Source organism: Variovorax sp. J2L1-78 (genome assembly GCF_030317205.1).
In the GTDB taxonomy this organism is placed as follows: Bacteria; Pseudomonadota; Gammaproteobacteria; order Burkholderiales; family Burkholderiaceae_C; genus Variovorax; species Variovorax arabinosiphilus.
This window is the reverse complement of record NZ_JASZYB010000001.1, coordinates 2,561,754-2,574,676: the sequence shown is the minus strand read 5'-3', so window position 1 is coordinate 2,574,676 and position 12,923 is coordinate 2,561,754. Positions and strand designations below refer to the sequence as shown.

At 67.5% G+C, this 12,923-nt stretch carries 16 protein-coding genes; all 16 read left to right on the top strand.

Features of this window, described 5'->3' with window-relative positions:
- Nucleotides 1–13 precede the first annotated feature (13 nt).
- The 16 genes from QTH86_RS12265 (at nucleotide 14) to hisB (ending at nucleotide 12,879) form a co-directional block, all read left to right on the top strand.
- The gene (locus QTH86_RS12265) at nucleotides 14–1,492 is read left to right on the top strand and encodes a glutamate synthase subunit beta (RefSeq protein WP_286644416.1); all 1,479 of its coding nucleotides are present in this window, start codon (nucleotides 14–16) and stop codon (nucleotides 1,490–1,492) included.
- Nucleotides 1,493–1,588: 96 nt separating this feature from the next.
- Entirely contained in the window at nucleotides 1,589–2,410 is an 822-nt protein-coding gene (locus QTH86_RS12260; RefSeq protein WP_286644417.1) for an ABC transporter ATP-binding protein, read from the top strand.
- Complete coding sequence (gene mlaE / locus QTH86_RS12255) at nucleotides 2,407–3,189, top strand: lipid asymmetry maintenance ABC transporter permease subunit MlaE (RefSeq protein ID WP_286644418.1); 783 nt, start codon at nucleotides 2,407–2,409, stop codon at nucleotides 3,187–3,189. Before QTH86_RS12260 ends, mlaE begins: the two co-directional genes overlap by 4 nt.
- Nucleotides 3,190–3,213: 24 nt before the next feature.
- On the top strand, nucleotides 3,214–3,702 hold the full coding sequence (mlaD, locus tag QTH86_RS12250; protein ID WP_286644419.1) for an outer membrane lipid asymmetry maintenance protein MlaD: 489 nt from the start codon (nucleotides 3,214–3,216) through the stop codon (nucleotides 3,700–3,702).
- A 71-nt stretch (nucleotides 3,703–3,773) separates the two neighbouring features.
- Nucleotides 3,774–4,454, top strand: a complete 681-nt coding sequence (locus QTH86_RS12245; protein ID WP_286646711.1) for an MlaA family lipoprotein — start codon at nucleotides 3,774–3,776, stop codon at nucleotides 4,452–4,454.
- A gap of 130 nt (nucleotides 4,455–4,584) precedes the next feature.
- Nucleotides 4,585–5,244: an MlaC/ttg2D family ABC transporter substrate-binding protein gene (locus QTH86_RS12240; protein ID WP_286644420.1), complete on the top strand. Its 660-nt coding sequence runs from the start codon at nucleotides 4,585–4,587 to the stop codon at nucleotides 5,242–5,244.
- A 5-nt stretch (nucleotides 5,245–5,249) separates the two neighbouring features.
- Complete coding sequence (locus tag QTH86_RS12235) at nucleotides 5,250–5,522, top strand: STAS domain-containing protein (RefSeq protein WP_286644421.1); 273 nt, start codon at nucleotides 5,250–5,252, stop codon at nucleotides 5,520–5,522.
- A gap of 33 nt (nucleotides 5,523–5,555) precedes the next feature.
- Complete coding sequence (locus QTH86_RS12230) at nucleotides 5,556–6,503, top strand: ABC transporter ATP-binding protein (protein ID WP_286644422.1); 948 nt, start codon at nucleotides 5,556–5,558, stop codon at nucleotides 6,501–6,503.
- Entirely contained in the window at nucleotides 6,500–7,264 is a 765-nt protein-coding gene (locus QTH86_RS12225) for an ABC transporter permease (RefSeq protein WP_286644423.1), read from the top strand. Before QTH86_RS12230 ends, QTH86_RS12225 begins: the two co-directional genes overlap by 4 nt.
- A 4-nt stretch (nucleotides 7,265–7,268) precedes the next feature.
- Nucleotides 7,269–7,511, top strand: a complete 243-nt coding sequence (locus QTH86_RS12220) for a BolA family protein (protein WP_262074980.1) — start codon at nucleotides 7,269–7,271, stop codon at nucleotides 7,509–7,511.
- A gap of 31 nt (nucleotides 7,512–7,542) precedes the next feature.
- Nucleotides 7,543–8,826 (top strand): UDP-N-acetylglucosamine 1-carboxyvinyltransferase, encoded by a 1,284-nt coding sequence (murA, locus tag QTH86_RS12215; protein ID WP_286644424.1) that lies wholly within the window; start codon nucleotides 7,543–7,545, stop codon nucleotides 8,824–8,826.
- Nucleotides 8,823–9,464 carry an ATP phosphoribosyltransferase gene (gene hisG / locus QTH86_RS12210; RefSeq protein WP_286644425.1) on the top strand — a complete coding sequence of 214 codons (642 nt, stop codon included), beginning with the start codon at nucleotides 8,823–8,825 and terminating at the stop codon, nucleotides 9,462–9,464. The genes murA and hisG overlap by 4 nt, the downstream gene beginning before the upstream one ends.
- 6 nt (nucleotides 9,465–9,470) lie before the next feature.
- The gene (gene hisD / locus QTH86_RS12205; protein ID WP_286644426.1) at nucleotides 9,471–10,793 is read left to right on the top strand and encodes a histidinol dehydrogenase; all 1,323 of its coding nucleotides are present in this window, start codon (nucleotides 9,471–9,473) and stop codon (nucleotides 10,791–10,793) included.
- A gap of 11 nt (nucleotides 10,794–10,804) precedes the next feature.
- Nucleotides 10,805–11,158, top strand: coding sequence for a hypothetical protein (locus QTH86_RS12200; protein ID WP_286644427.1), 354 nt, complete (start codon nucleotides 10,805–10,807; stop codon nucleotides 11,156–11,158).
- A gap of 6 nt (nucleotides 11,159–11,164) precedes the next feature.
- On the top strand, nucleotides 11,165–12,253 hold the full coding sequence (hisC, locus tag QTH86_RS12195) for a histidinol-phosphate transaminase (protein ID WP_286644428.1): 1,089 nt from the start codon (nucleotides 11,165–11,167) through the stop codon (nucleotides 12,251–12,253).
- Nucleotides 12,250–12,879, top strand: a complete 630-nt coding sequence (gene hisB, locus QTH86_RS12190; RefSeq protein WP_286644429.1) for an imidazoleglycerol-phosphate dehydratase HisB — start codon at nucleotides 12,250–12,252, stop codon at nucleotides 12,877–12,879. The genes hisC and hisB overlap by 4 nt, the downstream gene beginning before the upstream one ends.
- Nucleotides 12,880–12,923: the final 44 nt, after the last annotated feature.

Here is a 12,923-nt window from a genome sequence, read left to right as displayed (position 1 = left end):
ACAGGACAGCACGATGGGAAAGATCACCGGCTTCATGGAGTACGAGCGTCTCGAAGAGGGCTACAAGCCCGTCGAGGAGCGCCTCAAGCACTACAAGGAATTCGTCGTCGGCCTCGACAAGGGTCAGGCCAAGATCCAGGGCGCGCGCTGCATGGATTGCGGCACGCCCTTCTGCAACAGCGGTTGCCCGGTCAACAACATCATTCCGGACTTCAACGACCTGGTGTACCGCGACGACTGGCAGAACGCCTTCGCGGTGCTCGATTCGACCAACAACTTCCCGGAATTCACCGGCCGCATCTGCCCCGCTCCGTGCGAAGCGGCCTGCGTGCTCAACGTGAACGACGACGCGGTCGGCATCAAGTCGATCGAACACGCGATCATCGACCGCGCCTGGGACGAGGGCTGGGTCAAGCCGCGTGTCGCCAAGCACAAGACCGGCAAGAAGGTCGCCGTGGTCGGTGCCGGCCCGGCGGGCCTGGCGGCCGCCCAGCAGCTGGCGCGCGCCGGCCATGACGTGACGCTGTTCGAGAAGAACGACCGCGTCGGCGGCCTGCTGCGCTACGGGATTCCCGATTTCAAGATGGAGAAGACGCACATCGACCGCCGCGTCGAACAGATGAAGGCCGAGGGCGTGACCTTCCGCACCGGCGTGATCGTCGGCGCCGCCAAGGACACGCTGGGCAAGGGCTCCAAGGTCACGAACTGGGCCAAGGAAACCGTCACGCCCGAGCAACTCGACAAGGAATTCGACGCGGTGCTGCTGACCGGTGGCGCCGAGCAGTCGCGCGACCTGCCGGTGCCCGGCCGCGACCTGGACGGCATCCATTTCGCGATGGAGTTCCTGCCGCAGCAGAACAAGGTCAACGCGGGCGACAAGCTCAAGGGCCAGCTGCGCGCCGACGGCAAGCATGTCATCGTGATCGGTGGCGGCGACACGGGTTCCGACTGCGTGGGCACCAGCAACCGCCACGGCGCCGTCAGCGTCACGCAGTTCGAGCTGATGCCGCAGCCGCCGGAAGAAGAGAACCGCCCGATGACCTGGCCGTACTGGCCGTACAAGCTGCGCACCAGCTCCAGCCACGAAGAGGGCTGCGAGCGCGAGTTCGCCATCTCGACCAAGGAATTCATCGGTGACAAGGGCAAGGTCACCGGCCTGAAGACCGTCCGCGTCGAGTGGAAGGACGGCAAGATGGTCGAGGTGCCCGGCAGCGAGCAGATCCTCAAGGCCGACCTGGTGCTGCTGGCCATGGGCTTCGTCAGCCCGGTCGCGAGCGTGCTCGACGCCTTCGGCATCGAGAAGGACGCGCGTGGCAATGCCAAGGCCACGGTCGACTTCACCGGCGGCTATGTCACCAGCGTTCCGAAGGTCTTTGCCGCCGGCGACATGCGCCGCGGCCAGTCGCTGGTGGTGTGGGCCATTCGAGAGGGCCGGCAGGCCGCACGCTCGGTCGACGAGTTCCTGATGGGCTTCAGCGACCTGCCGCGCTGATACCTGTCGTAACGCAGCCACGCGCGCTCCCTTATCATGGGGGCCGACCGCGAGCCGGGATGTCCGAAAGGGCGCCCCGGCTTTTCTTTTTTGGATATGGACACCAACCCTCCCTCGCTCATCGAATTCCGTGACGTGACCTTCGGGTACGGCGCGCGCGCGATCCTGGACGGCGTGTCGCTGGCCGTGCCGCGCGGCAAGGTCACGGCGCTCATGGGCGCGTCCGGCGGCGGCAAGACCACCGTGCTGCGGCTGATCGGCGGTCAGCTGCGCGCGCAGCGTGGCGAGGTGTTGCTCGACGGCGCCGATGTCGGGAAGATGAAGGCGCCTGCGCTCTATGCGGCCCGGCGCCGCATGGGCATGCTGTTCCAGTTCGGTGCGCTGTTCACCGACATGAGCGTGTTCGACAACGTGGCCTTTCCGCTGCGCGAGCACACCCAGCTGCCCGAAGCGCTGGTGCGCGACATCGTGCTCATGAAGCTCGATGCGGTCGGCCTGCGCGGGGCGCGCGACCTGTTGCCCAGCGAGGTGTCGGGCGGCATGGCGCGCCGCGTGGCGCTGGCCCGTGCCATCGCACTCGATCCCGACCTGGTGATGTACGACGAACCCTTCGCCGGCCTCGACCCGATCTCGCTGGGCACCGCCGCGCGGCTGATCCGTCAGCTGAACGACACGCTCGGGCTCACCAGCATCGTCGTGTCGCACGACCTGGAAGAGACCTTCCGCATTGCCGACCACGTGATCATCCTGGCCAACGGCCGCATCGCGGCGCAGGGGCGGCCCGACGAGGTGCGTGAAAGCACCGACCCGCTGGTCCACCAGTTCGTCAACGCGCTGCCCGACGGGCCAGTGCATTTCCATTACCCCGGCGCCACCGTCGAGGACGACTTCGGCCCTGCGCCGGGAGGCCGTCGATGAGCTTCTGGAATCCGGCCGATGTCGGCTTTGCCGTGCGCAGCAAGCTGGCCGACCTGGGGCATGGCGCCCGGCTGCTCGCGCGCCTCGCGGGCCCTGGCGCCCGCAGCCTCGGCCGCTTCTCGCTGGTGCGCGACCAGATCCATTTCCTGGGCAACTACTCGCTGGCGATCATCGCGATCTCCGGGCTCTTCGTCGGCTTCGTGCTGGGCCTGCAGGGCTACTACACGCTGCAGCGTTACGGCTCGGCGGATGCGCTGGGCCTGCTGGTGGCGCTCAGCCTGGTGCGCGAACTCGGTCCGGTCGTGGCGGCGCTGCTCTTCGCGGGGCGTGCCGGCACGTCGCTGACGGCCGAGATCGGCCTCATGAAGGCGGGCGAGCAGTTGAGCGCGATGGAGATGATGGCGGTCGACCCGGTGCAGCGCATCCTGGCGCCGCGCTTCTGGGCCGGCGTGATCACCATGCCGCTGCTCGCGGCCGTGTTCAGCGCGGTCGGCGTCCTGGGCGGCTATGTGGTCGGCGTGCTGATGCTGGGGCTCGATCCGGGCTCCTTCTGGAGCCAGATGCAGGGCGGCGTCGATGTCTGGAAGGACGTCGGCAACGGGGTCGTCAAGAGCATCGTCTTCGGCTTCACCGTGACCTTCGTCGCACTGCTGCAAGGCTTCGAGGCGCAGCCCACGCCGGAGGGCGTGTCGCGCGCCACGACACGGACCGTGGTGATGGCATCGCTCGCCGTGCTCGGCCTGGATTTCCTGCTGACGGCGATGATGTTCAGCATCTAGTAGAAACACCCCAAGAGATCGACCATGCAACGTTCCAACAATGACATCTGGGTGGGCCTGTTCGTGCTGATCGGCGCGGCGGCGCTGCTCTTTCTGGCGCTTCAGTCGGCCAACCTGCTGAGCCTGAGTTTCCAAAAGTCTTACACGGTCACGGCGCGCTTCGACAACATCGGCGGCCTCAAACCTCAGACAGCGATCAAGAGCGCCGGTGTGGTGGTCGGCCGTGTCGACTCGATCACGTTCGACGACAAGAATTTCCAGGCCAGCGTGACGCTGTCTTTGCAAAATCGCTACAGTTTCCCCAAGGACAGTTCGTTGAAGATTCTCACCAGTGGCTTGCTCGGCGAGCAGTACATCGGGATCGAGGCGGGCGCCGACGCCAAGAATCTTGAACAGGGCGATGTCATCACTTCCACGCAGTCCGCCGTCGTCCTGGAAAATCTGATCAGCCAATTCCTCTACAGCAAGGCCGCCGAGGGCAGTTCGCAGCCAGCGCCAGCCCCCAAGAAATGATGTCCTTCACCTCTGCATTTCCGGCCGCATCGGCCCTGACTTCGCTAGGGCGCATCCGCGCCGCCACCGCCATGCTGGTGCTCGTGGCGCTGACCGGCTGCGCCAGCGGGCCGTATCCGAACAGGGCCGACCCGTTCGAGCCGCTGAACCGAGGCGTCTTCGGCTTCAACGATGCAGTCGATCGGACGGTGCTGGTGCCCGTGGCCACGGCGTACGAGAAGGTGCTGCCGTCGCCGGTGCGGACCGGCGTCAACAATTTTTTCGCCAACCTGGGCGATGTCTGGAATTTCGCCAACAGCGTGTTGCAACTGAAGGCGCAGAACAGCGCTGAAACCTTCATGCGGCTCAACGTCAACACCTTCTTCGGGCTGGGCGGCCTGATCGACGTCGCCAGCGAACTGGGCATCGACCGCCACAGCGAAGATTTCGGCCAGACCCTGGGCCGTTACGGTGTGCCGAGCGGCCCCTATGTGGTGCTGCCGATCCTCGGGCCGTCCACGCTGCGCGACACGGCGGCCCTGCCGCTTGATCTCAAGGGCGATCTCGTCGGCTACGTGCACGATATTCCGGTGCGCAATTCGATGTACGTGCTGCGGGCGGTGGACACCCGCGCCAGCTATCTGCGCGCCGGCCGGCTGATCGGCGACGCGGCGCTGGACAAATACTCCTTCACGCGGGACGCCTACCTCCAGCGCCGGCGCAGCGAGGTGTACGACGGCAACCCGCCGGACGACGGCGCCGGTGGCGACTGAGCGTGCCGTGCTTGCATCCGGTTGCAAGCGCTCGTCCTCGGTCAGGAACCCCGGGCACGCTTCGCCCTTCCAACAGGCGGGAGCTTCAAAGCTCCGTCTTTCCGATTTGCTCAGAGGAACTGTTTTGACCATGAACTCCATCGCTACCGTGCAACGCCGCCACATCGGCCGGCTGGCCGTCGCAAGCGCCCTGCTGTTCAGTGCGGCGGCTTTCTTCGTTTCGCCCGCACGGGCTGCCGACGAGGCGCCCGACGCCCTGGTGCAGCGCATCTCCGGCGATGTGCTGGAGACGATCAAGGCTGACAAGTCGATCAAGGCCGGCGACATCAACAAGATCATGGTCCTGGTCGACAGCAAGATCATGCCCAACGTCAACTTTCAGCGCATGACCGCCTCGGCCGTCGGCCCGGCCTGGCGCCAGGCCACGCCCGAGCAACAGAAGCGGCTGCAGGACGAGTTCAAGATCCTGCTGGTGCGAACCTACGCGGGTGCGCTCGACCAGGTGAGCAACCAGAGCGTCAGCGTCCGGCCCTTCCGTGGTTCGCCCGACGACAAGGAGGTGCTCGTGCGCACCGAAATCCGCGGCGGCGGCGACCCGGTGCAACTCGACTACCGCCTCGAGAAGACGCCGGGCGAGGGCAGTGGCTGGAAGGTCTACAACCTCAATGTGCTGGGCGTCTGGCTGGTCGACACGTACCGCACGCAATTCGCGCAGCAGATCAACAGCCAGGGCATCGACGGGCTGATCTCGGCCTTGGCGGCGCGCAACAAGAGCAACACCAAAAGCTGAGCCCGATGCTGGTCCTCCCGCCCAAGTTGACGCACGATGAAGCCCCCGCCTGCATGCGGATGCTGCAGCAGGGCCTGGCCGGGCAAGAAGGCTCCAGCGCCGTGGTCGATGCCAGCGCGCTCGAGCGTTTCGATTCGTCGGCGCTGGCGGTGCTGCTCGAATGCCGGCGCGAAGCGAGTGCGCTGGGCCGCAGCTTCGCCGTCAAGGGGCTGTCGCCGCGCCTGCGCGAATTGGCTTCGCTCTACGGCATCGCGGGCCTTTTGCCTGCCGCGCCCTAGAAAAGTGCGGCCGGCCTAGAATCCCGGGCTCCCATGCCCGCGATCTCCTTCCAGTCGGTCTGCAAGACCTATCCCGCCTCACGTCAACAACGCGCCCTCGGCAAGCCGGGTCTGCGCGCCGTCGATGACGTGAGTTTTCAAATCGAAGAAGGCGAGTTCTTCGGCCTGCTTGGGCCGAACGGCGCGGGCAAGACCACGCTCATCAGCATGCTCGCCGGGCTCTCCCGGCCGACCTCGGGCACCGTCAGCGTGCACGGTTTCGACGTGCAGCGCGACTACGCGCAAGCGCGGCGCCACCTGGGCATCGTGCCGCAGGAACTGGTGTTCGACCCCTTCTTCAATGTCCGCGAGTCGCTGCGCATCCAGTCCGGCTACTTCGGCATCAAGAAGAACGACGCCTGGATCGACGAACTGCTGCACAGCCTGGGCCTGGCCGACAAGGCGAACGCCAACCTGCGGCAGCTGTCGGGTGGCATGAAGCGCCGCGTGCTGGTCGCGCAGGCGCTGGTGCACAAGCCACAGGTCATCGTGCTCGACGAGCCCACGGCCGGTGTCGACGTGGAACTGCGCCAGACGCTGTGGCAGTTCGTCGCCAAGCTCAACAAGCAGGGCAGCACCGTGCTGCTGACCACCCACTACCTCGAGGAAGCGGAAGCCCTGTGCAACCGCATCGCGATGCTCAAGCAGGGCCGCGTGATCGCGCTCGACCGCACCAGTGAACTGCTCAAGTCCGCCGCCAGCAACGTGCTCCGCTTCAAGACCGACGCCGACCTGCCGTGGGCAATCGCGCAGCATGCGCGCATCACCGGGCGCATCGTGCAACTGCCCGCACAGAACGCGCACGAGGTCGAGCAACTGCTCGGTGCCCTGCGGCAGGCTGGCGTGGCGGTGGAAGACGTCGAGATGCGCAAGGCCGACCTGGAAGACGTGTTCATCGACCTGATGGCCGGCGAACAGACGCCGCTGGAGGTGGCGCGATGATCGCAACCACCGGCTGGCGCACGCTGCTGTACAAGGAAACGCTGCGCTTCTGGAAGGTCGGCTTCCAGACCGTCGGCGCGCCGATCCTGACCGCGGTGCTCTACCTCATGGTCTTCGGCCACGTGCTCGAAGACCACGTGAAGGTCTACGGCACCGTCAGCTACACCGCCTTCCTTATCCCCGGCCTGGTGATGATGAGCGTGCTGCAGAACGCCTTCGCCAACAGTTCGTCGTCGATCATCCAGAGCAAGATCATGGGCAGCCTGGTCTTCGTGCTGCTCACGCCGCTGTCGCACTGGGGCTGGTTCCTGGCCTATGTCGGCTCGTCGATCATCCGCGGGCTGGCCGTCGGCCTGGGCGTGTTCGTGGTGACGATCTTCTTCGCGATGCCGGATTTCGCCGCGCCGCTGTGGATCCTGGTGTTCGCCTTCCTCGGCGCCGCGATGCTCGGCACGCTGGGGCTGATCGCCGGCCTGTGGGCCGAGAAGTTCGACCAGATGGCGATGTTCCAGAACTTCCTCATCATGCCCATGACCTTCCTGTCGGGCGTCTTCTATTCGATCGGCTCGCTGCCGCCGTTCTGGCAGGCGGTGAGCCACCTGAATCCCTTCTTCTACATGATCGACGGCTTCCGCTACGGCTTCTTCGGCATCAGCGACACCTCGCCGTGGCTCAGCCTCGGCATCGTGGGCGGCGCCTGGCTGATCGTCAGCGCCGTCGCCGTGCACCTCCTTCGCATCGGCTACAAGATCCGAGGCTGACCCCATGACCGCCGACCAACTCCAAGCCATCATCGAAGCCGGACTGCCCTGCGAGCACATCGCACTCGAGGGCGACGGGCGCCACTGGTACGCCACCATCGTCTCGGCCGAATTCGACGGCCTGCGCGCCATCCAGCGGCACCAACGGGTCTACAAGACGCTCGGTGCGAAAATGCACACCGACGAGGTGCATGCGCTGTCGATGAAGACCTACACGCCCGCCGAATGGGCGTCGGCACCGCGCTGAGCCCGCGCTCCACTTTCCTGCTGGATTTCTCATGGACAAACTTCTCATTCGCGGCGGGCGCACGCTCGGCGGCGAGGTACTCGTTTCCGGCGCCAAGAACGCCGCGCTGCCTGAGCTCTGCGCCGCGCTGCTGACCGACCAGCCGGTGACGCTGCACAACGTGCCGCGCCTGCAGGACGTGTCGACCATGCTCAAGCTGGTGCGCAACATGGGCGTCGCGGCCGAGCGAGACGACAACGGCACGGTGCGGCTCGACGCCGGTGCGCTGAACAACCCCGAGGCACCCTACGAGCTGGTCAAGACCATGCGTGCGTCGGTGCTGGCGCTGGGTCCGCTGCTGGCGCGCTTCGGCCACGCCAAGGTGTCGCTGCCGGGCGGCTGCGCGATCGGCTCGCGCCCGGTCGACCAGCACATCAAGGGCCTGCAGGCCATGGGCGCCGAAATCGTGGTCGAACACGGCTACATGCTCGCCAGGCTACCGGCCGGCCGCACGCGGCTCCAGGGCGCGCGCATCCTGACCGACATGGTGACCGTCACCGGCACCGAGAACTTCCTGATGGCCGCCGCGCTGGCCGAGGGCGAGACGCTGCTCGAGAACGCCGCACAGGAGCCCGAGATCGTCGACCTGGCCGAGATGCTCATCAAGATGGGCGCGAAGATCGAAGGCCATGGCACCAGCCACATCCGCATCCAGGGCGTCGACAAACTGCACGGCTGCGAGCATGCCGTGGTGGCCGACCGCATCGAGGCCGGTACCTTCCTGTGCGCGGTGGCCGCAGCGGGCGGCGAGGTGTTCCTCCGCCACGCGCGGGCCGACCACCTCGACGCCGTGATCGACAAGCTGCGCGAGGCCGGATGCGACGTGAAGCCGGTCGACGGCGGCGTGCGCATCGCATCGCGCGGTGGCGCCACGCTCAAGGCCCAGGCCTTCCGCACCACCGAATACCCGGGTTTCCCGACCGACATGCAGGCGCAGTTCATGGCGCTCAACTGCGTCGCGCAGGGCACGGCGGCCGTCACCGAGACGATCTTCGAGAACCGCTTCATGCACGTGAACGAGCTGGTGCGGCTCGGTGCGACCATCCACGTCGACGGCAAGGTGGCGGTGGTGGAGGGCGGCACCGCCCTGTCGGGCGCGACCGTGATGGCGACCGACCTGCGCGCGTCCGCCAGCCTGGTGATCGCCGGCCTGGTGGCCGACGGCGAGACGATGGTCGACCGCATCTACCACCTCGACCGGGGCTACGACCGCATGGAAGCCAAGCTGCGCGGCCTGGGCGCCGACATCGAGCGCGTGACGGGAGCCGCAGCATGATCACGCTGGCACTGTCCAAAGGCCGCATCTTCGACGAGACCCTGCCCATGCTGGCAGCCGCCGGCATCGAGGTCACCGAAGACCCGGAAAAATCGCGCAAGCTGATCCTCGCGACCACCCAGCCCGACGTGCGCGTGGTGCTGGTGCGGGCGTCCGACGTGCCGACCTATGTGCAATACGGCGGCGCCGACCTCGGCGTGACCGGGCTCGACGTGCTGCTCGAGCACGGCAACCAGGGCCTGTACCAGCCGCTCGACCTGAAGATCGCCGCCTGCCGCCTCAGCGTGGCGGTGCGCGCCGACTACGACTACGCCTCGGCCGTCAAGCAGGGCTCGCGCCTGCGCGTCGCGACCAAGTACGTCGGCCTCGCACGCGACTTCTTCGCCAGCAAGGGCGTGCACGTCGACCTGATCAAGCTCTACGGCAGCATGGAACTGGCCCCGCTCACCGGCCTGGCCGACGCCATCGTCGACCTGGTGTCGACCGGCAACACGCTGCGTGCGAACCACCTGGTCGAGGTCGAACGCATCATGGACATCAGCGCCCGCCTGGTCGTCAACCAGGCCGCGCTCAAGCTCAAGCAGGCGCCGATCCGCCGCATCCTCGACGCCTTCGCGTCGGCCATTCCGCAAGACTGAAAGCCCATGACCCTGTCCGCCGCCCCCCTTCGCCTGTCCACCGCCTCGGCCGATTTCGATTCGGCGTTCAAGGCGCGGCTGCATTGGTCGGCGGATGCGGACGCGGCCATCGAGCAGCGCGTGGCCGAGATCCTGGCCGACGTACAGCAGCGCGGCGACGCGGCGGTGCTCGACTACACCAAGCGCTTCGACCGCCTCGACGTGGCCGACATGACGGCGCTGGAACTCACGGCCGACGAATTGCGCGCGGCCTTCGAGTCGCTGCCCGCCGTGCAGCGCGAGGCGCTCGAAGCCGCCGCCCGTCGCGTGCGCAGCTACCACGAGGCCCAGAAGAAGGCGAGCGGCGAGAGCTGGCAGTACCGCGACGAGGACGGCACGCTGCTCGGCCAGAAGGTCACGCCGCTGGACCGCGTCGGCATCTACGTGCCGGGCGGCAAGGCGGCCTACCCGTCGAGCGTGCTGATGAACGCGATCCCGGCGCACGTCGCCGGTGTCGGCGAGATCATCATGGTCGTGCCCACACCGGGCGGCGACAAGAACCCGCTGGTGTTGGCCGCCGCGCACGTGGCCGGCGTCAGCCGCGCCTTCACCATCGGCGGCGCGCAGGCCGTCGCCGCGCTGGCCTACGGCACGGCCACGGTGCCGGCGGTCGACAAGATCACCGGCCCCGGCAACGCCTACGTGGCCGCCGCCAAGCGCCGCGTCTTCGGCACGGTGGGCATCGACATGATCGCCGGTCCCAGCGAAATTCTCGTCCTGGCCGATGGCAGCACGCCGCCCGACTGGGTGGCGATGGACCTGTTCAGCCAGGCCGAGCACGACGAACTGGCGCAGAGCATCCTGCTGTGTCCCGACGCGGCCTACATCGACCGCGTGCAGCAGGAAATCGACCGCCTGCTGCCGACCATGCCGCGCGCCGAGATCATCGCGGCCTCGCTCAACGGCCGCGGCGCGCTGATCCACACGCGCGACATGGCAGAAGCCTGCGCCATCAGCAACCGCATCGCCCCCGAGCACCTGGAAGTGAGCAGCCGCGACCCGCACCGCTGGGAGCCGCTGCTCAAGCACGCCGGCGCGATCTTCCTGGGCGCCTTCACCAGCGAAAGCCTGGGCGACTACTGCGCCGGCCCGAACCACGTGCTGCCGACCAGCGGCACCGCGCGCTTCTCCAGCCCGCTCGGCGTCTACGATTTCCAGAAGCGCTCGAGCCTGATCGAGGTGAGCGAGCAGGGCGCGCAGGTGCTGGGCCGTATCGCGGTGACGCTGGCCGAGGGCGAGGGCCTGCCGGCGCACGCCGAGGCGGCCCGGATGCGCCTGAAGGCCGACTGAGACCCCTGCCGATGGCCGTTGTGGCACGCACCGTCCTGCTGGCGCTTCTCGCCCTGGGCAGCGGTGCCCACGCCATGAGCATCCGCGAACTGCGCACGCTCGAGGCCAACGAGAAGGACGGCAAGCTGTACGCCAATTACTACCTGGTCGGCGTGATGGAAGGTTTGCGCGAGGCGAGTGACGCCGCCCAGCGCGCCGGCCAGAAGCCCGCCTTCTGCATCGAAGGCCGCAAGCTGGAGCCGGCGATGGCCCGATCGCTCTACCAGTCCGAACTCGCGCGCAACGCCGACAGCTACGAGGCCGACATGCCGGTGCAGCTCGTGCTGTCGTCGGCGCTGCGCAGCAGCTACCGCTGCACCCACTGAGACCCCATGACCGCTTCGACCACCTCTGCCGCCCTCCAGCGCATTCGCGCCGATGTCCAATCCATGCACGCCTATGCGGTGCAGGACGCGACCGGACTCCTCAAGCTCGACGCCATGGAGAACCCGCACGGCCTGCCGCCGGTGTTGCAGGCCGAACTCGGCGCGCGCCTGGGCGCCCTGGCGCTCAACCGCTACCCCGGGGCACGTGGCGACGACCTCAAGCGCGCACTCGCCGACTACGCCCGGATGCCCGCCGGCTTCTCGCTGATGCTGGGCAACGGCTCCGACGAGCTGATCTCGCTGGTCACCATGGCCTGCGACCTGCCGGGCGCGAGCATCCTGGCGCCGGTGCCAGGCTTCGTGATGTACGCCATCAGCGCGCAGTTGCAGGGCGTGAAGTTCGTCGGCGTGCCGCTCACGGCCGATTTCGAGCTCGACGGGCCGGCCATGCTGGCCGCGATCGCCGCCGAGAAGCCGGCCATCGTGTACCTCGCCTACCCGAACAACCCGACCGCCAACCTGTGGGACGACGCGACCATCGAGCAGATCGTCCAAGCGCAAGGCGCCCAGGGGGGCCTGGTCGTCATCGACGAGGCCTACCAGCCCTTCGCCGCCCGCAGCTACATCGACCGCGTGGCGCGCCACGGCCACGTGCTCTTGATGCGCACGCTGAGCAAGTTCGGCCTGGCCGGCATCCGCCTGGGTTACCTGATGGGGCCGCAGGCCCTGATCGGCGAGATCGACAAGGTGCGCCCGCCCTACAACATCAGCGTGCTCAACTGCGAATGCGCGCTCTTCGCCCTGGAACACGCCGACGTGTTCGCGGATCAGGCGGCCGACCTGCGCGCCCAGCGCGCGCACCTGGTCGCCGGGCTGGCGGCACTGCCGGGCCTGAAGCAGTGGCCCAGCGAGGCCAACATGGTGCTCGTGCGGGTGGCCGACGCGACAAAAACCTTCGAGGGCATGAAGGCACGCGGGGTTCTGGTCAAGAACGTTTCTAAAATGCACCCCTTGCTGGCGAACTGCCTGCGCCTGACCGTCGGGACCGCCGACGACAACGCGCGGATGCTCGCGGCGCTCGAATCCTCCTTATGAACACCCCCACGGCACCCGAGGCCGTCGTCGCCACCGGCGACCGCACTGCCTCCGTCACGCGCAACACCGCCGAAACGAAGATCACCGTGTCGGTGAACCTCGACGGCAGCGGTCGCGCGAAGCTGTCGACCGGCATCGGCTTCTTCGACCACATGCTCGACCAGATCGCCCGCCACGGGCTGATCGACCTCGACATCGACTGCCAGGGCGACCTGCACATCGACGGCCACCACACGGTGGAAGACGTCGGCATCACGCTCGGCCAGGCGGTCGCGAAGGCCGTCGGCGACAAGAAGGGCATCCGCCGCTACGGCCATGCCTACGTGCCGCTCGACGAGGCGCTCAGCCGCGTCGTCATCGACTTTTCCGGCCGCCCCGGGCTGGTGATGCACGTGCCCTTCACCAGCGGCATGATCGGCGGCTTCGACAGCCAGCTGACCTACGAATTCTTCCAGGGCTTCGTGAACCACGCGGGCGTGACGCTGCACATCGACAACCTCAAGGGCGTCAACGCGCACCACCAGTGCGAGACCGTGTTCAAGGCCTTCGCCCGCGCGCTGCGCGGCGCGCTGGAGCTGGATCCGCGCTCGGCCGGTGTCATCCCCTCGACCAAGGGCTCGCTGTAAGCTTTTCCGACCGCGCGGGCCCGACGGCCCGCGCCGATGCATCC

What these genes read in the sequence shown, in the direction of transcription:
- QTH86_RS12265 (WP_286644416.1), top strand. Translation starts at nt 14, where the DNA reads ATGGGAAAGATCACCGGCTTCATGGAGTACGAGCGTCTCGAAGAGGGC.
- QTH86_RS12260 (WP_286644417.1), top strand. Translation starts at nt 1,589, where the DNA reads ATGGACACCAACCCTCCCTCGCTCATCGAATTCCGTGACGTGACCTTC.
- mlaE (WP_286644418.1), top strand. Translation starts at nt 2,407, where the DNA reads ATGAGCTTCTGGAATCCGGCCGATGTCGGCTTTGCCGTGCGCAGCAAG.
- mlaD (WP_286644419.1), top strand. Translation starts at nt 3,214, where the DNA reads ATGCAACGTTCCAACAATGACATCTGGGTGGGCCTGTTCGTGCTGATC.
- QTH86_RS12245 (WP_286646711.1), top strand. Translation starts at nt 3,774, where the DNA reads ATGCTGGTGCTCGTGGCGCTGACCGGCTGCGCCAGCGGGCCGTATCCG.
- QTH86_RS12240 (WP_286644420.1), top strand. Translation starts at nt 4,585, where the DNA reads ATGAACTCCATCGCTACCGTGCAACGCCGCCACATCGGCCGGCTGGCC.
- QTH86_RS12235 (WP_286644421.1), top strand. Translation starts at nt 5,250, where the DNA reads ATGCTGGTCCTCCCGCCCAAGTTGACGCACGATGAAGCCCCCGCCTGC.
- QTH86_RS12230 (WP_286644422.1), top strand. Translation starts at nt 5,556, where the DNA reads ATGCCCGCGATCTCCTTCCAGTCGGTCTGCAAGACCTATCCCGCCTCA.
- QTH86_RS12225 (WP_286644423.1), top strand. Translation starts at nt 6,500, where the DNA reads ATGATCGCAACCACCGGCTGGCGCACGCTGCTGTACAAGGAAACGCTG.
- QTH86_RS12220 (WP_262074980.1), top strand. Translation starts at nt 7,269, where the DNA reads ATGACCGCCGACCAACTCCAAGCCATCATCGAAGCCGGACTGCCCTGC.
- murA (WP_286644424.1), top strand. Translation starts at nt 7,543, where the DNA reads ATGGACAAACTTCTCATTCGCGGCGGGCGCACGCTCGGCGGCGAGGTA.
- hisG (WP_286644425.1), top strand. Translation starts at nt 8,823, where the DNA reads ATGATCACGCTGGCACTGTCCAAAGGCCGCATCTTCGACGAGACCCTG.
- hisD (WP_286644426.1), top strand. Translation starts at nt 9,471, where the DNA reads ATGACCCTGTCCGCCGCCCCCCTTCGCCTGTCCACCGCCTCGGCCGAT.
- QTH86_RS12200 (WP_286644427.1), top strand. Translation starts at nt 10,805, where the DNA reads ATGGCCGTTGTGGCACGCACCGTCCTGCTGGCGCTTCTCGCCCTGGGC.
- hisC (WP_286644428.1), top strand. Translation starts at nt 11,165, where the DNA reads ATGACCGCTTCGACCACCTCTGCCGCCCTCCAGCGCATTCGCGCCGAT.
- hisB (WP_286644429.1), top strand. Translation starts at nt 12,250, where the DNA reads ATGAACACCCCCACGGCACCCGAGGCCGTCGTCGCCACCGGCGACCGC.